Origin of the sequence: Pseudomonas sp. EA_105y_Pfl2_R69 (genome assembly GCF_963970915.1) — a bacterium.
GTDB lineage: Bacteria > Pseudomonadota > Gammaproteobacteria > Pseudomonadales > Pseudomonadaceae > Aquipseudomonas.
On sequence record NZ_CAXAOO010000001.1, the window covers coordinates 344,512 to 360,711 of the forward strand.

22 protein-coding genes are annotated in these 16,200 nt (G+C 63.7%); 7 read left to right on the forward strand and 15 right to left on the reverse strand.

Translation table 11 applies throughout. From position 1 onward, the window contains the following. Positions 1-49: 49 nt before the first annotated feature. Both pip and dtd read left to right on the forward strand, forming a co-directional pair. Positions 50-1,021, forward strand: a complete 972-nt coding sequence (gene pip, locus AACY13_RS01505) for a prolyl aminopeptidase (protein ID WP_339458702.1) — start codon at positions 50-52, stop codon at positions 1,019-1,021. Beyond that, the gene (gene dtd / locus AACY13_RS01510; protein WP_339458704.1) at positions 1,018-1,455 is read left to right on the forward strand and encodes a D-aminoacyl-tRNA deacylase; all 438 of its coding nucleotides are present in this window, start codon (positions 1,018-1,020) and stop codon (positions 1,453-1,455) included. The genes pip and dtd overlap by 4 nt, the downstream gene beginning before the upstream one ends. Before the next feature lie 37 nt (positions 1,456-1,492). Here the strand turns inward: dtd and AACY13_RS01515 are convergent, their stop codons facing one another. Beyond that, positions 1,493-1,900 carry a DoxX family protein gene (locus AACY13_RS01515; protein WP_339459975.1) on the reverse strand — a complete coding sequence of 136 codons (408 nt, stop codon included), beginning with the start codon at positions 1,898-1,900 and terminating at the stop codon, positions 1,493-1,495. 152 nt (positions 1,901-2,052) lie between these two features. On the opposite strand from AACY13_RS01515, the gene AACY13_RS01520 reads away from it, so the two are divergent. Then, entirely contained in the window at positions 2,053-2,625 is a 573-nt protein-coding gene (locus AACY13_RS01520; RefSeq protein ID WP_339458706.1) for a TetR/AcrR family transcriptional regulator, read from the forward strand. A gap of 57 nt (positions 2,626-2,682) precedes the next feature. On the opposite strand, the gene AACY13_RS01525 is transcribed toward AACY13_RS01520, so the two are convergent. Further along, on the reverse strand, positions 2,683-3,270 hold the full coding sequence (locus tag AACY13_RS01525) for a 2-hydroxychromene-2-carboxylate isomerase (protein ID WP_339458709.1): 588 nt from the start codon (positions 3,268-3,270) through the stop codon (positions 2,683-2,685). A 56-nt stretch (positions 3,271-3,326) separates the two neighbouring features. Further along, the gene (locus tag AACY13_RS01530) at positions 3,327-4,055 is read right to left on the reverse strand and encodes an SDR family oxidoreductase (RefSeq protein WP_339458711.1); all 729 of its coding nucleotides are present in this window, start codon (positions 4,053-4,055) and stop codon (positions 3,327-3,329) included. A 100-nt stretch (positions 4,056-4,155) separates the two neighbouring features. Here AACY13_RS01530 and AACY13_RS01535 point away from each other — a divergent pair, with 100 nt between their 5' ends. Beyond that, positions 4,156-4,659 (forward strand): winged helix-turn-helix transcriptional regulator, encoded by a 504-nt coding sequence (locus tag AACY13_RS01535; protein WP_339458713.1) that lies wholly within the window; start codon positions 4,156-4,158, stop codon positions 4,657-4,659. A 96-nt stretch (positions 4,660-4,755) separates the two neighbouring features. Here AACY13_RS01535 and AACY13_RS01540 read toward each other — a convergent pair whose 3' ends face one another. From AACY13_RS01540 to ubiE, 9 genes are all read right to left on the reverse strand, one after another. Beyond that, positions 4,756-5,463 (reverse strand): 16S rRNA (uracil(1498)-N(3))-methyltransferase, encoded by a 708-nt coding sequence (locus AACY13_RS01540; protein WP_339458715.1) that lies wholly within the window; start codon positions 5,461-5,463, stop codon positions 4,756-4,758. Beyond that, positions 5,460-6,254, reverse strand: a complete 795-nt coding sequence (tatC, locus tag AACY13_RS01545) for a twin-arginine translocase subunit TatC (RefSeq protein WP_339458717.1) — start codon at positions 6,252-6,254, stop codon at positions 5,460-5,462. The genes AACY13_RS01540 and tatC overlap by 4 nt, the downstream gene beginning before the upstream one ends. Then, positions 6,251-6,595 carry a Sec-independent protein translocase protein TatB gene (tatB, locus tag AACY13_RS01550; RefSeq protein ID WP_339458719.1) on the reverse strand — a complete coding sequence of 115 codons (345 nt, stop codon included), beginning with the start codon at positions 6,593-6,595 and terminating at the stop codon, positions 6,251-6,253. Before tatB ends, tatC begins: the two co-directional genes overlap by 4 nt. Positions 6,596-6,598: 3 nt before the next feature. After that, entirely contained in the window at positions 6,599-6,832 is a 234-nt protein-coding gene (gene tatA, locus AACY13_RS01555; RefSeq protein ID WP_339458720.1) for a twin-arginine translocase TatA/TatE family subunit, read from the reverse strand. Positions 6,833-6,856: 24 nt separating this feature from the next. Beyond that, a complete protein-coding gene (locus AACY13_RS01560; RefSeq protein ID WP_274087686.1) occupies positions 6,857-7,189 on the reverse strand; it encodes a phosphoribosyl-ATP diphosphatase in 333 nt (110 codons plus the stop codon). A 7-nt stretch (positions 7,190-7,196) separates the two neighbouring features. Further along, on the reverse strand, positions 7,197-7,598 hold the full coding sequence (hisI, locus tag AACY13_RS01565; protein ID WP_339458722.1) for a phosphoribosyl-AMP cyclohydrolase: 402 nt from the start codon (positions 7,596-7,598) through the stop codon (positions 7,197-7,199). 65 nt (positions 7,599-7,663) lie between these two features. Further along, entirely contained in the window at positions 7,664-9,253 is a 1,590-nt protein-coding gene (gene ubiB / locus AACY13_RS01570; protein ID WP_339458724.1) for a ubiquinone biosynthesis regulatory protein kinase UbiB, read from the reverse strand. Further along, complete coding sequence (locus AACY13_RS01575) at positions 9,250-9,867, reverse strand: ubiquinone biosynthesis accessory factor UbiJ (protein WP_339458726.1); 618 nt, start codon at positions 9,865-9,867, stop codon at positions 9,250-9,252. Before AACY13_RS01575 ends, ubiB begins: the two co-directional genes overlap by 4 nt. Then, complete coding sequence (gene ubiE / locus AACY13_RS01580; protein ID WP_339458728.1) at positions 9,867-10,637, reverse strand: bifunctional demethylmenaquinone methyltransferase/2-methoxy-6-polyprenyl-1,4-benzoquinol methylase UbiE; 771 nt, start codon at positions 10,635-10,637, stop codon at positions 9,867-9,869. Before ubiE ends, AACY13_RS01575 begins: the two co-directional genes overlap by 1 nt. Positions 10,638-10,845: 208 nt before the next feature. Here ubiE and AACY13_RS01585 point away from each other — a divergent pair, with 208 nt between their 5' ends. The 3 genes from AACY13_RS01585 to AACY13_RS01595 all read left to right on the forward strand — a co-directional run bounded on the left by AACY13_RS01585 (position 10,846) and on the right by AACY13_RS01595 (position 12,567). Next, entirely contained in the window at positions 10,846-11,124 is a 279-nt protein-coding gene (locus AACY13_RS01585) for a polyhydroxyalkanoic acid system family protein (RefSeq protein ID WP_339458731.1), read from the forward strand. 206 nt (positions 11,125-11,330) lie between these two features. Further along, entirely contained in the window at positions 11,331-11,777 is a 447-nt protein-coding gene (locus AACY13_RS01590; protein ID WP_339458732.1) for a phasin family protein, read from the forward strand. Between the two features lie 10 nt (positions 11,778-11,787). Then, positions 11,788-12,567 carry a phasin family protein gene (locus AACY13_RS01595; RefSeq protein ID WP_339458735.1) on the forward strand — a complete coding sequence of 260 codons (780 nt, stop codon included), beginning with the start codon at positions 11,788-11,790 and terminating at the stop codon, positions 12,565-12,567. Positions 12,568-12,638: 71 nt separating this feature from the next. Here AACY13_RS01595 and AACY13_RS01600 read toward each other — a convergent pair whose 3' ends face one another. The 3 genes from AACY13_RS01600 to phaZ all read right to left on the reverse strand — a co-directional run bounded on the left by AACY13_RS01600 (position 12,639) and on the right by phaZ (position 16,060). Next, entirely contained in the window at positions 12,639-13,253 is a 615-nt protein-coding gene (locus AACY13_RS01600) for a TetR/AcrR family transcriptional regulator (protein WP_339458737.1), read from the reverse strand. A gap of 61 nt (positions 13,254-13,314) precedes the next feature. Beyond that, the gene (phaC, locus tag AACY13_RS01605) at positions 13,315-14,997 is read right to left on the reverse strand and encodes a class II poly(R)-hydroxyalkanoic acid synthase (RefSeq protein ID WP_339458740.1); all 1,683 of its coding nucleotides are present in this window, start codon (positions 14,995-14,997) and stop codon (positions 13,315-13,317) included. 205 nt (positions 14,998-15,202) lie between these two features. After that, positions 15,203-16,060, reverse strand: coding sequence for a poly(3-hydroxyalkanoate) depolymerase (gene phaZ / locus AACY13_RS01610; protein ID WP_339458743.1), 858 nt, complete (start codon positions 16,058-16,060; stop codon positions 15,203-15,205). Between the last annotated feature and the right edge of the window lie 140 nt (positions 16,061-16,200).

Consider the following 16,200-nt stretch of genomic DNA (forward strand, 5'->3'; position numbering starts at 1 on the left):
GATGACCTGCGCGAAGCAGTGACGCTACGCATCAATTCAGGAGCATGCCATGCAGACCTTGTATCCGGAAATTAAACCCCATGCCCGTCATGAACTGGCGGTGCAGGAACCGCACGTGCTCTATGTCGACGAAAGCGGTTCGCCGGATGGTCTGCCTGTGGTGTTTATCCATGGCGGTCCGGGGGCCGGTTGCGATGCCGCCAGCCGCCGTTATTTCGATCCCAACCTGTACCGTATCGTCACCTTCGACCAGCGCGGCTGCGGCCGTTCCACGCCCCACGCCAACCTGGAAAACAACAGCACCCAGGCGCTGATCGCCGACATGGAGCAGATCCGCGAGCATCTGGGTATCGACAAGTGGGTGCTGTTCGGCGGCTCCTGGGGTTCGACCCTGGCCCTGGCCTACGCCCAGGCCCATCCGCAGCGGGTGCATGGGCTGATCCTGCGCGGCATCTTCCTCTGCCGGCCGCAGGAGTTCGACTGGTTCTACCAGGAAGGGGCCAGCCGCCTGTTCCCCGACTTCTGGGAGGACTACATCGCGCCTATCCCCGTGGATGAGCGCGGCAATCTGATGCAGGCCTTCTACAAGCGCCTGACCGGGCCCGACCAGATCGCCCAGATGCATGCAGCCAAGGCCTGGTCGACCTGGGAGGGCCGCACCGCCACCCTGCGGCCCAACCCGCAGGTGGTCGACCGCTTTAGCGACAGTCACCGCGCCCTGTCGATTGCCCGCATCGAATGCCATTACTTCGTCAACAATGCCTTCCTCGAACCCGATCAGCTGCTGCGCGATATGTCGAAGATCGCCCATCTGCCCGGGGTCATAGTGCACGGTCGCTACGACGTGATCTGCCCGCTGGACAACGCCTGGGCGCTGCACCAGGCCTGGCCCAACAGCGAGCTGCAGATCATCCGCGATGCCGGTCATTCGGCGGCTGAAACCGGGATCACCGATGCCCTGGTTCGGGCCGCGGACGAGCTGGCCCATCGCCTGCTCAACCTGGCCCCGGACGAAGCATGAAGGCACTGATTCAGCGCGTACGCGGTGCGCGGGTGGAAGTGGCGGGCGAGGTGGTCGGCTCCATCGATCAGGGCCTGCTGGTACTGGTCGGCGTCGAGCCCCAGGACACCCCGGCCAGCGTCGAAAAGATCCTGCACAAGCTGCTCAATTACCGGGTGTTCGGCGACGCGGCGGGCAAGATGAATCTGTCGCTCAGCGACGTGGGCGGCGGCCTGCTGCTGGTTTCGCAATTCACCCTGGCCGCCGACACCAAGAGCGGCCTGCGTCCTGGGTTTTCCACTGCTGCGCCGCCGGCCCTGGGTGTGGAGCTGTTCGACCTGCTGGTGACCCAGGCGCGCGCCAGGCATCCGCAGGTCGCCACCGGCCAGTTCGGTGCCGATATGCAGGTGCACCTGGTCAATGACGGGCCGGTGACCTTTCTGCTGGAAAGCTGAGCCCGCGTTGTCCGCTGGTGCCTGTTTTGCGTGAGCTTCAGCTTCTGGCGTCTTGCGTGGGTTGCCTGCCGTGCGCCGCAGTATCGGTTTTGGCTTGACCAATCAGCTCGCCGGCGTACAGCGCCCAGAGGATGATCAGTGGTTGGCAAGGCAGGCGCAGCCAGTAGTACCAGGTCGCCGCTGGCAGCCCTTCAACCTGCAGTCCATCCAGGGCGTTCTTGATATTGGCCGGGAAAACGCAGACGAAATAAATCGCCAGGGCAATGGCGGCATAGCGTCTGCAGCGCGGCAGCAGCAGGCCGATCGCACCTGCCAGTTCGCACAGACCAGTGAAGAGCACCAGTTGCAAGGGGTAGGGCAGGTAGCCCGGCATCATGGCCAGGTAGCGCTCGGGCGTCAGCAGGTGGTCGGTGCCCGCCATCAGCAGCGCCACGGCCATGGCCAGGCGCGCCGCAGCGGTGAGCCAATGTGGCCATTACAGTCAGGCTGAGCAACAGGGCAATGAATAGCATGAGTCCTCCTTATGTGCCGGCTGGTAAGGCTAACCGAGCTCGCGGCATAATGTGGGCGTTGTCAACATAGAAGAGGATGTTGCTAGTGTCAACACGCAAGCAGGAGCAGCCCTATCACCATGGTGAGCTGCGCAGTGCGCTAGTGCTCGCCGCGACCGAGTTGTTGGCTGAAGGCGGGCTGGCATCCATCAGCCTGCGCGAAGTCGCACGTCGAGCGGGCGTCTCGCATAACGCGCCCTACCGGCACTTTGCCGACCGCGACAGCCTGCTGGCGTCTCTGGCAACCCAGGGGTTCGTACAGCTGGGGCAGGAGATGGACCGGCAGTCTGGCGGGCTGGCCGAGCTGGGCCAGTGCTATGTGCGTTTCGCCTTGGCGCAGCCGGGACATTTCGCGCTGATGTTCAGTGTCACCCTGGACAAGCGCCGCTATCCCGAGTTGCAGCAGGCCTCGGCGGCCTTGCATGCACGCCTGGCCGCGGCGGTGCAGGTGGCTGCGCCACAACACACTCAGCAGATCGCGACCCTGGCGGCATGGAGCCTGGTACATGGCCTTGCTCATCTGCTGCAGGAGCAGCAACTGAGCGAGACCCTGGGAGCAGGGCAGGGCGCAGATGAATTGACCGAGCAGGTGACACGCCTGTTCATCAGCCTGCTTTAGGGTCTGTTGCCGTTTCGTTCACGGCCGCGACGAAACGGCAACAGACCCTTGGGCGTTTCAGCGGCGCAGCGCTTCGGCGACGAAGTCCAGGTGATCCTGACCGAAGTGCATCTCGCTGCCGACAAAGAAGGTCGGTGCGCCGAACACGCCGCGCTTGATGGCCTCTTCGGTGGTGCTCTTCAGGCGTTCCTTGACCCTTTCATCGCTCACCAGCAGTTCGAACTCGGCGGGGTCGAAGCCGGCGGCGCTAAGCACCTCGGCAACCACTTCAGGCTTGCCGAGGTTCTTCTGCTGTACCCACAGCGCCTCGAAGATGGTGTGTACATAGCGTTCGAAGCGCTCGTCGTCCTGGTAACCGGCTGCGCCGCGCATCAGCGTCAGGGTGTTGATTGGGAAATGCGGGTTGAAGGTCATCGGCACGCCGTAGCGGCTGGCAAAGCGCGCCAGGTCCTGCAGCATATAGCGACCCTTGGCCGGGATATTCACCGGCGACTGGTTGCCCGTGGCCTTGAACACGCCGCCGAGCAGCATCGGTCGCCAGGCGATCTGTGCCCCCGCCTCGCGGGCAATCCTGGGAAGCTGGGTCCAGGCCAGATAACTGGTCGGGCTGCCGAAATCGAAAAAGAATTCAAGGGTCTTGTTCATGAAGTGTCCTGTTGCTTAGCCGTTATGCAGCGTGTTTGTAGGTGCTTGGGATAGGCTTAGAAGGTTTCCGTCCAGGGCCGCAGATCCATCTCATGCACCCAGCAGTCGCGCGGCTGGCAGTGGATCTGCCAGTAGGTCTCGGCGATATGCTCGGGGTTGAGGATGCCGTCCTGCTCCTTGCGTTGATACAGCTCGGGGAAGGTGTCGCGGATAAAGGCGGTGTCGATGGCCCCGTCGATAATCGGGTGGGCGACATGGATGCCCTGGGGGCCGAGTTCGCGGGCCATGCTCTGGGCCAGGGCGCGCAGGGCGAACTTGGCGCTGGCGAAGGCGGAGAAGTTGGCCCGGCCGCGCAGCGAGGCGGTGGCCCCGGTAAAGATGATCGTGCCTTGCCCGCGGGGCAGCATGACCTTGGCCGCTTCGCGACCGGTGAGAAAACCGGCCAGGGCGGCCATTTCCCAGACCTTGCGGTAGACCCGCTCGGTGGTTTCGCTGATGGAAAACTGCACGTTGGCACCGATATTGAACACCACCGCATGCAGCGGGCCGACCTCGCGTTCGATGCTGGCGAACAGCTCGATCACCTGTTCCTCCACCCGTGCGTCGCAGCCATAGGCCCGTGCGCTGCCACCCGTGGCCTCGATCTCGGCCACCAGCGGGCTCAGCTTGTCGGCATTACGGCGTGCCACGCAGGCCACATAGCCCTCGCGGGCGAAGCGTTTGGCGATGGCAGCGCCGGTGGCGTCACCGGCTCCTACCACCAGGATTGCTTTACGTTCGGTCATTGCAGTCTCCGTAAGTTCTGTTTTGGAACCCATGTCGATAGTCAGTTCCATTTTGGAACCTGTCAAGTTATTCTGCGCCATCGCGGTTGGAGATTGCCTGATGCGTTGGGAAGAACTGGAGCAGCAACCCTGCTCCCTGGCCCGCACCCTGTCGGTGGTGGGCGACCGCTGGACCCTGCTGGTGCTGCGCGAGAGTTTTCTCGGTATTCGTCGTTTCGACGAGTTCGAAAAGCGCCTGGGCATTACCCGCCATGTGCTGGCCGAACGGCTGAAGAAGCTGGTGGAGGCCGGGGTGCTGGACAAGGTGGCCTATCAGCAGCGCCCCATGCGCGAGGAATACCGCCTGACGGCCAAGGGCCGCGACCTGTACCCGGCGATTCTGGCTCTGGTGCATTGGGGCGACCGCCATATGAGCGGCCCGGAAGGCGCGCCGATTCGGCATATCCACCGCAGTTGCGGCAGGCCTATGCATGGCGTGCTGGTGTGTTCGGATTGTGGTGAGCCGCTTGATCCGCGGGATGTTCAGCTGGAAGAGGCACCTGCGCTTAAGGGCCAGCTACTGCCGGCGCATTGGCATGCCCTGCAGGCTGGAGAGAACCTGTAGGAGCACGCCATGCGTGCGAGCGATTTTCCAGGTAGCGCTTTCTCGCGGGCATGGGCTAGGTGCCCCCCCGCCGCTCCTACAACGCCACAGCCCTGGCTAAAACAGGCGTGCCAGCAGTGCGGTAACGGCTGTTTCCACCCGCAGAATCCGCGCGCCCAGTTGCACCGGTTGCAGGCCGGCTTCGGCAAGCTTTTCCACCTCGTAGGGAATCCAGCCGCCTTCCGGGCCGATGGCCAGGGTCACTGGCTGTTCGACTGCCCGCGGGCAGGCCGGGAAGTCGCCGGGATGGCCGACCAGGCCCAGGGTACCGGCCGCGATGGCGGGTAGCCGGTCTTCGACAAAGGGCTTAAAGCGCTTCTCGATGATCACCTCGGGCAGCAGGGTGTCGCGAGCCTGCTCCAGGCCGAGGATCAGCTGTTCGCGAATGGCTGTCGGTTCGAGGAAGGGGGTCTGCCAGAAGCTTTTTTCCACCCGGTAGCTGTTCAGCAGAATCAGCCTAGGCACGCCCATGGCGCTGACGGTTTGCAGCACGCGGCGCAGCATCTTCGGTCGAGGCAGGGCCAGCAGCAGGGTCAGTGGCAGTTTGTCGGGCGGCGGCTGGTCGAATTGCACCGCCAGTTCGGCCTGCTCGGCGTCCAGGCGCAGCAGCTGGCCGCTGCCCATCAGGCCATTCAGGCGACCGACGCGCAGGCTGTCGCCGGCTTCGGCGCGGTGCACCTCATGCAGGTGCTTGAGGCGGCGGCCGCTCAGCAGCACGCGGTCGGCGGCGATAAAGTCGCCGTCTTCCAGGAGCAGCAGGTTCACGGTTGTGCGGCTGGCGGCTGGTCGTGGGGTTCCGGCGTGGGGTCTTCGTCGCCGTGTTCGCCGCGGCGCTTGATCAGGCTGCCGCACAGCAGGCCGGCTTCGAACAGCAGCCACATGGGCACGGCCAGCAGGGTCTGGGAGAACACGTCGGGCGGGGTCAGCACCATGCCCACGGCAAAGCAGCCGACAACCACGTAGGGCCGGCTCTTGCGCAGGCTGGCGACGTCGACAACGCCCACCCAGATCAGCAGAAAGGTGGCAATCGGGATCTCGAACGCGACACCGAAGGCGAAGAACAGGGTGAGGACGAAATCCAGGTACTGGCCGATATCGGTCATCATCGCCACGCCTTCCGGGGTCACGCTGGCGAAGAAGCCGAACATGATCGGGAACACCACGAAGTAGGCGAAGGCCATGCCGCCGTAGAACAGCAGGATGCTGGAAATCAGCAGGGGTATGGCGATGCGCTTTTCGTGCTTGTACAGCCCCGGCGCGATAAAGCCCCAGATCTGATGCAGGATGATCGGGATCGCCAGGAACAACGCGACCATCAGCGTCAGTTTGAACGGGGTGAGAAACGGCGAGGCCACCCCGGTGGCGATCATGGTCGCGCCTTCGGGCAGATAGGCGCGCAGCGGTGCGGCGACCAGGGCGTAGATGTCCTGGGAGAAATAGAACAGCCCGGCAAACAGCGTGAATACCGCCGCGACAATACGCAACAGGCGCGTGCGCAGTTCGGTCAGGTGCGAGACCAGGGGCATTTCCTGATCGCTGTCGGGTAGCCGGCTCATGCTGACGGGCCCTTATCCTTGGTGCTGCTGCTCTCGGCTGCCGGCGCGGCCACGCTGTCCGGGCTCGGCTCGGTCAGGCTGGCGAGGGGCGCGTTGAGGGTCTGCTTCATCGCGTTCATTTCGCGCTCGAGGTCGAGGATCTGCTCGTTATGCAGTTGCCGACGGATTTCGTCTGCACCGATTTCGCGCTCGACCTCGGCCTTGATCGCGCTAAAGCTGCGCTTGATCCGGCCGATCCACAGGCCGGCGGTGCGCACTGCGCCCGGCAGGCGATCAGGCCCCAATACGATCAGGGCGACCACGCCGATCAGCAGCAGCTCGGTAAAGCCGATATCGAACATGGCTTAGTCTTTTTTCGCCGGTTCTTCGACCTTGCGCGCCTGGGCGTCGATGGTCTGCCCCTTGGGTTCGTCCACCGCCGGCTTGTCGCCTTCTTCGTTGCCCATGGACTTCTTGAAGCCCTTGATCGCATCGCCCAGGTCGGAACCCAGGCCCTTGAGGCGCTTGGTGCCGAACAGCATGACCACGATCAACAGGATGATCACCAGTTGCCAGATGCTAATGCCACCGAATCCCATAACGCGTACTCCGTAAGTAGTTGATCAGTTTTGCGGGCGTGCGGCTTTTTCCGCATGCCCGGACAGGCCGAAGCGTCGATCCAGTTCATCAAGCACGGCCTGGGGGTGCTGGCCGAGGGCGGCGAGCATGACCAGGCTGTGGAACCAGAGGTCGGCGGTTTCGTAAATCACATCGCTGCAATCGCCGCTGACCGCAGCATCCTTGGCGGCGAGAATGGTTTCCACCGATTCCTCGCCGACCTTTTCCAGAATCTTGTTCAGGCCCTTGTGGTACAGGCTGGCGACATAGGAGCTGTCGGCGGCCGCGCCCTTGCGCGACTCCAGCACTTCGGCCAGGCGGCTCAGGGTGTCGGTCATGGCCGTGTCACTCATGTTTGTGCCCCGGGTTGTAGATGGCATGCGGGTCTTTGAGCACCGCATCGACGGTTTTCCACTCGGCGTTTGCATAGACGCGGTAGAAGCAGCTTTCACGTCCGGTGTGGCAGGCGATACCGCCCAGTTGCTCGACCATCAGGATGACCACGTCGGCGTCGCAGTCCAGGCGCAGTTCGTGAAGCTTCTGCACATGGCCGGACTCTTCGCCCTTGCGCCACAGTTTGCCACGCGAACGTGACCAGTAGATGGCGCGCTGCTCGGCGGCGGTCAGGGCCAGGGCTTCGCGGTTCATCCAGGCCATCATCAGCACGCGGCCGCTCTGGTGGTCCTGGGCGATGGCCGGTACCAGGCCGTCGGCGTTCCAGTTGATTTCGTCGAGCCAGTCAGTCATCGCTATTTCCGCCCACCGGGCTGCTTAGGTTATGGGGTTAGTGTGCCAGTGCGTAACCGGTGTGGCTATCGGCGCAGCACCAGGTAGACGCCGCCGGCGAGCATCGCCCAGCTCGGCCAGAGCAGCAGGCTGAGGGCCAGGCCCTGACTCACCGCGCCGCCGATCAGCACGGCACCGAGCAGGCGAGCCGGCCATTGGCGGCTAAGACTGGGCTCGGCCGTACGTGCGACTGGTTGCTGGTTGAGTCGCTCCAGAGTATCGCGGGCGATCTGCGACAGGTGCGGCACTTGTTCGGCCTGCTGTTGCAGGTTGCGCAGCAGGTGCAGCGGGCTGATGCGCTCGCGCATCCAGCGTTCGAGGAAGGGCTGGGCGGTGCTCCACAGGTCCAGGTCCGGGTACAGCTGGCGGCCCAGGCCTTCGATATTGAGCAGGGTCTTCTGCAGCAGTACCAGCTGCGGCTGCACTTCCATATTGAAGCGCCGTGCGGTCTGGAACAGGCGCAGCAGCAGCTGGCCGAAGGAGATGTCCTTGAGCGGCTTCTCGAAGATCGGCTCGCACACGGTGCGGATCGCCGCCTCGAAATCGTTGACCTTGGTTTCTGCTGGCACCCAGCCGGAGTCGATATGCAGCTGCGCCACGCGGCGATAATCGCGCTTGAAGAAGGCGATCAGGTTGCGCGCCAGGTAGTCCTGGTCCTCGTCGGTGAGGCTGCCGATGATGCCGCAGTCGATGGCGATGTACTGCGGGTTCCACGGCGTGCGGGTGCTGACGAAGATATTGCCGGGATGCATATCGGCGTGGAAGAAGCTGTCGCGGAACACCTGGGTGAAGAAGATTTCCACGCCGCGCTCGGCCAACAGCTTCATGTCGGTGCGCTGGTCGGCCAGGGTAGCCAGGTCGGTGACCTGGATGCCGTAGATGCGTTCCATCACCAGCACTTTGGGTCGGCACAGGTCCCAGTACACCTGCGGCACGTAGAGCAGCGGCGAACCGTCGAAGTTACGCCGCAGCTGGCTGGCGTTGGCCGCTTCGCGGAGCAGGTCGAGTTCGTCGTAGATGGTCTTCTCGTAGTCGCTGACAATCTCCATCGGGCGCAGGCGTCGGGCGTCGGCCGAGGCCTTCTCGGCCAGCCTGGCGAGCAGGAACAGCCAGGCGATGTCCTGTCCGATCACCGGTTTGAGGCCCGGGCGAATTACCTTGACCACCACTTCCTCGCCGCTTTTCAGTTGCGCCCCGTGCACCTGGGCGACCGAGGCGGAAGCCAGCGGCTGGGCGTCGAAGCGGGCAAACACCTCGCCGACCTTGGCCCCCAGTTGCGCCTCGATCAGCGCCAGCGAGTGGGCCGGGTCGAAGGGCGGCACCTGATCCTGCAGCTTGGCCAGCTCGTCGGCGATATCCGCCGGCAGCAGGTCGCGGCGGGTGGAAAGCAGCTGGCCGAACTTGATAAAGATCGGTCCCAGTTCTTCCAGGGCCAGGCGCAGGCGCGCGCCGCGGCTCAGATGCAGATTGCGCCGCGGCAGCCAGCGCCAGGGCAGCAGGGCGCTGAGCATGCGCAGCCAGAAGGGCACCGGCAGGGCCAGCAGCAGGTCGTCGAGTTGGTAGCGGATGATGACCCGCTGGATACGGAACAGGCGGCGAACGGCAAGCAGCGTCATGACTGGGGCTTATGCGGTTGGGCGAGGCGCTCGATGCGCGCGTCGAGACGGTCGAGGGCCAGCTTGAGGTTATCCAGCTCGGCGAAGCGCGCATCGGCTTCGCGCTGGCCCACCAGGCTGCGGGATTCTTCGCTGAGGTAGTCGGCCAGGTTCAGGCGCAGGCTGTCGAGGGCCTGACTGCCCCAGTTCACCCGACTGCGCAGATGGCCGCCGAGCAGCTGGCTGCCCACCGGGCCGAGCCAGCGCGCCAGCTCGTATTCCCAGTCCAGTTCCAGGTCCTGGAGGATGCCGGACAGCTCCAGCAGGGCTGTGCTGTCGCCCTCCAGGCTGACCTCCGGGCTGTGCAGGATGCGGGTCTTGTCCTTGCTGGTGGCCAGGCGCACCAGGCTGGCGGCGGGGGCGCGCAGGCGGCAGTCGGCCGGGCCTTCCCACTGCGCGGCCAGTTGCAAGCCAGTGGCGCTGGGCAGAATAAACAGCTGCAGGTTCGGCGCGGCACACTCCACGGCGATCACCCGGCCGCTCAGGCGGGCCAGGCGTGGCAGTGCGGTACTGTCCATGGCCAGTACCCGATTGAGGCCGCGTTCGACCCCGGCATACAGCCCCGTGAGTAGCATCAGGGTTTGATGCCGCGGTGCAGGGCGACGATGCCGCCGGTCATATTGTGGTAGGTCACGCGCTCGAAGCCGGCCTCGACCATCATCGCCTTGAGGGTGTCCTGATCCGGGTGCATGCGGATCGACTCGGCCAGGTAGCGGTAGCTCTCGGCGTCGTTGCTGATCAGCTTGCCGGCCAGCGGCATGAACTTGAAGGAATAGGCGTCGTAGAACTTCGACAGCAACTCGCTGGACGGCTTGGAGAACTCCAGCACCAGCAGGCGGCCGCCGGGCTTGAGCACGCGCAGCATGGAGCGCAGGGCGTCTTCCTTGTGCGTCACGTTACGCAGGCCGAAGGCGATGGTGACCACATCGAAATGGTTATCCGGGAAGGGCAGCTTCTCGGCGTCGGCCTGGACGAAGCTGACGTTGCCGGCCACGCCCCTGTCCAGCAGGCGGTCGCGGCCGACGCGCAGCATCGACTCGTTGATATCGGCCAGCACCACCTCGCCGGTCGGGCCGACCAGGGCGGAGAACTTGCGGGTCAGGTCGCCCGTGCCGCCGGCGATATCCAGCACCCGATTGCCCGGGCGCACACCGGAAAGTTCGATGGTGAAACGCTTCCACAGGCGATGCAGGCCGCCGGACAGCACATCGTTCATCAGGTCGTACTTGGCCGCTACCGAGTGAAAGACTTCGGCGACTTTTTCCGCCTTCTGGCTTTCCGGCACGTTCTGGAAGCCGAAGTGGGTGGTGGGTTCGCTGTCGTTGCTCTTGCGCGGGTCGTTCATCTTGCCCTTTCCCTTAACAGAGAGGCGGAATCAAAGTGGCGGCCATTCTAAACCTAAAAGGTCGCCATGGGCTTCACGCCACACGCTTCGAGTAAACCTTTGCGAGGGCTCGGACGGCGACAGGCCGATGTGCCTGCAGCTTGCCACGCGCAGCCTTGCTATAGTCGCAGCGACCTAAGGTCGCAGTTAACTGGCGAGGAGAAAGGCCATGGCCAAAATCAATATCGAGCGCGCCCATTGCCTGGGGCGCGAAGTCGCCCGGGAGAAGGCCGAGGAGCTGGCCGAGCGCCTGGCCCGCGAATACGACGTGCGCTATCGCTGGAATGGCGACAGTCTGGAGTTCAAACGCAGCGGTGCCGATGGGCGCATCGACGTGGCCGAGGACAGCGTGCGTGTGCAGCTCAACCTGGGGCTGTTGCTGTCGGCCATGAGCGGCAGCATCAAACGGGAGATCGAAGAGGTGCTGGACAAGAATCTGCAGGCCTGACGTTCTGTTTGAAAATGTTCTGCGCAATTATGTGTGGCCAGCGATCCATGGCGGCCACCCTGCGGGCCTTCGCTGTGCGGCGTTAAAAAATGGCTCCCGGCAGTTTTTCTTACGCTTAGTATGCGGTTTCTAATTTTCATCGATACCTTGCAGCTAAGCCTGCATCCCGTGGGCGTTTCCTCGAAACACTTAGAGTGAGGTGCACCATGTCGAAAGTTGCCGTCAAGAAGAAAGTCGAAGTCGAAGTCGAAGAAGCCGCCACCGTGCTGAGCGACGTTAAAGTCTATGCCCGCAAGATCTGGCTGGCTGGCCTGGGTGCCTACGCCAAAGCCGGCCAAGAGGGTGCCGAGTATTTCAAGGAACTCGTCAAGAACGGCGAAGGTGTTGAAAAGCAAGGCAAAAAGCTGGTCAACGAACAGGTTGAAGCGGCCAACAGCCAGATCGACAGCGTCAAGAGCACTGTCACCAACAACGTCAGCAGCGTGAAAGGCAAAGTTGAAGGGCAACTCGACAAGATCGAGAAGGCTTTCGACAACCGTGTAGCCAGCGCCCTGAACCGCATCGGCATCCCGTCCAAGCAGGATGTTGAAGCACTCTCTGCTAAGCTGGATGAGCTGAGCGCGTTGCTCGAGCACGTCGCGCGTACCAAATAAGGAGAGCAGGATGGCTGTCAAAAAGAAAACCGAAAAGCAAACCACTTCCTGGATCGGCGAAGTAGAAAAATACTCGCGTCAGATCTGGTTGGCTGGTTTGGGTGCCTACTCCAAGGTCAGCAAGGACGGCAACAAGCTGTTCGACACGCTGGTCAAGGACGGCGAAAAAGCCGAGAAGCTGGCCAAGACCGAAGTCGACAAGCAAGTGGGTGCCGTGAAGTCCACCGTGGGTTCGAAAGTGGACACGGCCAAGTCGCGAGTCGACGAGGTCAAGGACAAGGCGCTGGGCAAGTGGGGCGAGTTGGAAGAGGCCTTCGACAAGCGATTGAACAACGCCATTTCGCGCCTCGGCGTACCGAGCCGCAATGAAGTGAAGGCGCTCAACGCCAAGGTCGAAAGCCTGACCAAGCAGATCGAGCAACTGACCGGTGTATCGGTCAAGTCGGTCAAGCCTGCGGCCAAGAAGGTTGCAGCCAAGCCTGTGGCCAAAGCTGCCGCCAAGCCTGCGGCCAAGGCAGCAGCCAAACCGGCCGCCAAGCCTGCGGCCAAGGCAGCAGCGAAACCGGCCGCCAAGCCTGCGGTCAAGGCAGCAGCGAAACCGGCCGCCAAGCCTGCGGTCAAGGCAGCAGCCAAACCTGCCGCCAAGCCTGCAGTCAAGGCAGCAGCCAAGCCTGTAGCGGCCAAGCCTGCTGCTCCGGCTCCGGCCGTCGCCGCCGCACCTGCTCCGGCCGCTGCACCTGTATCGGCACCTGCAGCCGCTGCACCGGTAACACCTGCCAGCCAGTCGTAAGACCCTCGGCAGTTATCGCAAACGCCCGGCCTAGTGCCGGGCGTTTGCGTTTGTGGCGCAGCGGCCCCGTTTCAGTCGAGCAGGTAACGCTGGGCCAGTTGCTCGGCGGCGAAGCGCGAGTCGCTCGCCAAATGCGGCGCGGCCAGCATCATCACCTGATAGACCACCAGACGGCTTTCGCCTTCGCGGCCGAGGATGCGCTGGTAGTCGAGGGAGAACAGCAGGGTCATGGTGATCTGCTCCACCAGCTGCCCGAGGGCCTGGGTGTCGCTGAGCAACTGGCCTGCGGCCTGCAGGCGTGCGAGCAGTTCGGCCAGGGCGCGTTTCAGGCTATTGAGCCAGTGGCGCATGCCGCGCTCCAGCTTGGGCAGGCGGCTGGTCAGGTTGGACAGGTCCTGGAACAGGAAGCGGTAGTGGGCCAGGCGCTCGACGATCAGGTGCAGGAACAGCCAGTAGTCTTCCACGTCCAGCTGCACGTCTTCCGGCGGCGAGAGCAATGGAGCCAGCTCGCCCTGGAAGCGCTCGAACAGGCCAAGGATCAGCGGTTCCTTGCCGTGGAAGTGGTAATACAGGTTGCCCGGGCTGATGCCCAGTTCATTGGCGATCTCCAGGGTGGAGACGTTGGGTTCGCCCTTCTGATTGAACAGCAGCAGGGCACATTCGAGGATACGGTCGCGGGTCTTCATCGGGTCTTCTTATTCTGGCCGCGGGGGGATAGCTACGGCCGCCAACTGGCGGCCGTTGTGGTTAGCGCACATGCACATAGGTACCGGGTGCATCCTCCATGGCCGGGTAGTGCGGGTTGCCCAGGGCCGTGAGGGTCTCGCGGGTTTCCCCGGAGTGGGCCTGAATCCAGCTCAGCCATTCGGGCCACCAACTGCCCTGCACATGTTTGGCATCGTGATACCAGGCGCGCGGGTCGCCGGTCAGTTTGCCGTTCTCGAAGAAGTTGGCCTTGGGGTTGCCCGGCGGGTTGAGGATGCTCTGGATATGCCCGCTGTTGGACAGGATAAAGCGCCGGTCGCCGCCGAGCAGCAGGGTCGAACGGTAGACCGCGTCCCAGGGGGTGATGTGGTCGTTGATCCCGGCCACGCTGAAACTGTCCACCGTGACCTTCTGCAGGTCAACCGGGGTACCGCAGATTTCCAGGCCCTGGGCGCGGATGAGCGGGTTGTGCTTGAAGAAGTCGATCAGGTCGCCATGCAGGGCCGCCGGCAGGCGGGTGTTGTCATTGTTCCAGTAGAGGATGTCGAAGGCCGGTGGCTGTTTGCCGAGCAGGTAGTTGTTGATCCAGTAGTTCCAGATCAGGTCGTTGGGGCGCATCCAGGCGAATACCTTGGCCATGTCGCGGCCGTCCAGCACGCCCTGCTGGTAGGAGCGACGCTTGGCCGCCTCCAGGGTCTGCTCGTCGGCAAACAGCATGGCCGGGCTGTCGATCTGGCTGTCCAGCAGGCTGACCAGGTAGGTGGCGCTGGCGACCTTGCGCAGCTGGCGCTTGGCCTGCAGGTGGCCTTGCAGGGCAGCGATGGTCAGGCCGCCGGCGCAGGCCCCGAGCAGGTTGACGTTCTTGCTGCTGGTGATCGCCCGGCAGGCATCGATGGCCTCCTCGACCGCCTGCACATAGCTCGACAGGCCCCATTCGCGATGGCGCGGGTCGGGGTTGCGCCAGCTGATGACGAAGGTCTGCAGGCCGTTCTTCAGGGCGTACTGGACGAAGCTCTTGTTGCTGGCAAGGTCGAAGATATAGAACTTGTTGATCTGCGGCGGCACGATCAGCAGGGGTTTGGCGTACTGCTTCTCGCTCATCGGCTTGTATTGGATCAGTTCCAGCAGCTCGTTGCGAAACACCACGGCACCGCTGGTGGTGGCCAGGTTGCGGCCAACTTCGAAGGCCTGCTTGCTGACCTGGCTGGGCATGCCGTCATTGTTCACCAGGTCGTCGAACAGGTGGCCGAGGCCCTTGACCAGACTGCTGCCGCCGGTGTCGAAGAATTCCTTGAGCGCCTGCGGGTTGAGCGGGCTGTTGGAGGGGGACAGGGCATCGCCGAGCAGGGTGGCGATAAAGCGCGCGCGGGAGCGGTCGTCGGCGCTCATGCTGCTCTCGTCTATCCAGTGGTTGAGCTGTTTCTGGCAGGCCAGATAGGCCTGCAGGCTGCGCCTGTAGAGGGGGTTGTGGTGCCAGGTCGGGTCGGCAAAACGGGCGTCCTGGGGGTTGACCTGGTAGGGGGTGTCGCCGAGCAGGACCCGGCCCAGTTGACCGCCCAGGGCCAGCACGTGGCGGGCGCTGTGTACGGGTTGCTTGAGACCCTGCAGGGCTAGGCCACGCAACGTGGACAGGACATCACGCCCGCGCAGTCCAGCGACGGCGTTTTGCGCATTCATCGGGCGGTAGGAGGCAGGCAGGGTCTTTCTGGTCGGCTGGTCTCGCATTGGGCAACACTCCGTCGTCAAACCGTGAGACTTCAAGGTTTACAGATAAGCAGCAAGGCTTATACCAATGGGCGCGAAGGGGCATCCCAGACTACGTCGCACCAAGTTTCAGGTAATACCGCGTGCTCGAAAACGGGTCAAGGGTTGCCTGCGCGCACCACCGCTGTGCCGGACTTCGATCCGGCGTCTTGTCCGGGGGCGACGGTCAATGGCTGCGGGCGGGGGCGGGGTGCGGGTGCATGATCGCGCGTTGCCGTTCTTCCTCGAGAAATTTCATGATGATCGGTGCGACAGCTTCGGCGCGGGTCACCAGGAACAGGTGGCCATCGTCGATCACGTGCAGTTCGGAGTTGGGGATGCGCCAGGCCAGCAGGCGCATATTCACCAGCGGGATCAGCGGGTCGTCGTCGCCGGCCATCACCAGGGTCGGCTGGCGGATCTTGTGCAGCCAGTGGATGCTGGTCCAGCCCAGCCCTGCGAACAGCTGCCAGTAGTAACCCATCTTGCCGCCCGAACGGACTTTACTGGCATGCGCCAGGGCCAGTTTAGGGTCGCGGCGGAAGGCCCCGCCATAGATTTCCGGAGCGATCTGCACGCCATAGGACGGCTGCACATAACGCCGCGGGCTGGCCATGCACCAGAGCACCTTGGGTTTGCCGGGAATCATCACCGCGCCGGCCGAGGTGGCGGCGAGGATCAGCTTCTTGCAGCGCTCCGGGTAGTCGTGGGCGAATTGCTGCGCCAGGGCTCCGCCCCAGGACACGCCGATGGCATTGACCTGGCCGTAGTCGAGGTAGTCGAGCATGCGCGCCGCCAGCTTGGCCAGGCCGGGGAAGCGGTAGGGCGTGCTGGGCGTGGAGGAACCGCCGACACCGGGCACATCGAAGGCGATCACCTCCAGGCCCGGGTCGAGGGCGCGGACGAAGGGCATGACCAGCTCCAGGTTGGCACCGATGCCGTTGAAGATCAGCAAGGGAGTCATCTGGCCGTTGCCCGGGCGAACGGCGGTACGAATGGTCTGGCCGTCCAGTTCGATGGTACGGAATACAAAGGGTAACGACATACGCAAAAGCCCTATCAATAAAAACACTGGGTCAGACCGTCCAGGTCATTCCCAGAACCGCCAGGGCAGAGCCTGGTTCGCCACGCGCGGGCCGATGGGCCCAGGCTGGCGAGCGGCACCTCCAGTGCCGCGGGCAGCGT

Excerpts from the sequence above, each read along its gene's own strand:
- AACY13_RS01600 (WP_339458737.1), bottom strand. The coding sequence starts at position 13,253 with ATGAAGACCCGCGACCGTATCCTCGAATGTGCCCTGCTGCTGTTCAAT.
- AACY13_RS01530 (WP_339458711.1), bottom strand. The coding sequence starts at position 4,055 with ATGACCGAACGTAAAGCAATCCTGGTGGTAGGAGCCGGTGACGCCACC.
- ubiE (WP_339458728.1), bottom strand. The coding sequence starts at position 10,637 with ATGAACGACCCGCGCAAGAGCAACGACAGCGAACCCACCACCCACTTC.
- AACY13_RS01575 (WP_339458726.1), bottom strand. The coding sequence starts at position 9,867 with ATGCTACTCACGGGGCTGTATGCCGGGGTCGAACGCGGCCTCAATCGG.
- AACY13_RS01535 (WP_339458713.1), top strand. The coding sequence starts at position 4,156 with ATGCGTTGGGAAGAACTGGAGCAGCAACCCTGCTCCCTGGCCCGCACC.
- tatC (WP_339458717.1), bottom strand. The coding sequence starts at position 6,254 with ATGAGCCGGCTACCCGACAGCGATCAGGAAATGCCCCTGGTCTCGCAC.
- AACY13_RS01595 (WP_339458735.1), top strand. The coding sequence starts at position 11,788 with ATGGCTGTCAAAAAGAAAACCGAAAAGCAAACCACTTCCTGGATCGGC.
- hisI (WP_339458722.1), bottom strand. The coding sequence starts at position 7,598 with ATGACTGACTGGCTCGACGAAATCAACTGGAACGCCGACGGCCTGGTA.
- AACY13_RS01525 (WP_339458709.1), bottom strand. The coding sequence starts at position 3,270 with ATGAACAAGACCCTTGAATTCTTTTTCGATTTCGGCAGCCCGACCAGT.
- pip (WP_339458702.1), top strand. The coding sequence starts at position 50 with ATGCAGACCTTGTATCCGGAAATTAAACCCCATGCCCGTCATGAACTG.
- AACY13_RS01590 (WP_339458732.1), top strand. The coding sequence starts at position 11,331 with ATGTCGAAAGTTGCCGTCAAGAAGAAAGTCGAAGTCGAAGTCGAAGAA.
- phaZ (WP_339458743.1), bottom strand. The coding sequence starts at position 16,060 with ATGTCGTTACCCTTTGTATTCCGTACCATCGAACTGGACGGCCAGACC.
- tatB (WP_339458719.1), bottom strand. The coding sequence starts at position 6,595 with ATGTTCGATATCGGCTTTACCGAGCTGCTGCTGATCGGCGTGGTCGCC.
- dtd (WP_339458704.1), top strand. The coding sequence starts at position 1,018 with ATGAAGGCACTGATTCAGCGCGTACGCGGTGCGCGGGTGGAAGTGGCG.
- AACY13_RS01585 (WP_339458731.1), top strand. The coding sequence starts at position 10,846 with ATGGCCAAAATCAATATCGAGCGCGCCCATTGCCTGGGGCGCGAAGTC.
- tatA (WP_339458720.1), bottom strand. The coding sequence starts at position 6,832 with ATGGGATTCGGTGGCATTAGCATCTGGCAACTGGTGATCATCCTGTTG.
- phaC (WP_339458740.1), bottom strand. The coding sequence starts at position 14,997 with ATGCGAGACCAGCCGACCAGAAAGACCCTGCCTGCCTCCTACCGCCCG.
- AACY13_RS01560 (WP_274087686.1), bottom strand. The coding sequence starts at position 7,189 with ATGACCGACACCCTGAGCCGCCTGGCCGAAGTGCTGGAGTCGCGCAAG.
- ubiB (WP_339458724.1), bottom strand. The coding sequence starts at position 9,253 with ATGACGCTGCTTGCCGTTCGCCGCCTGTTCCGTATCCAGCGGGTCATC.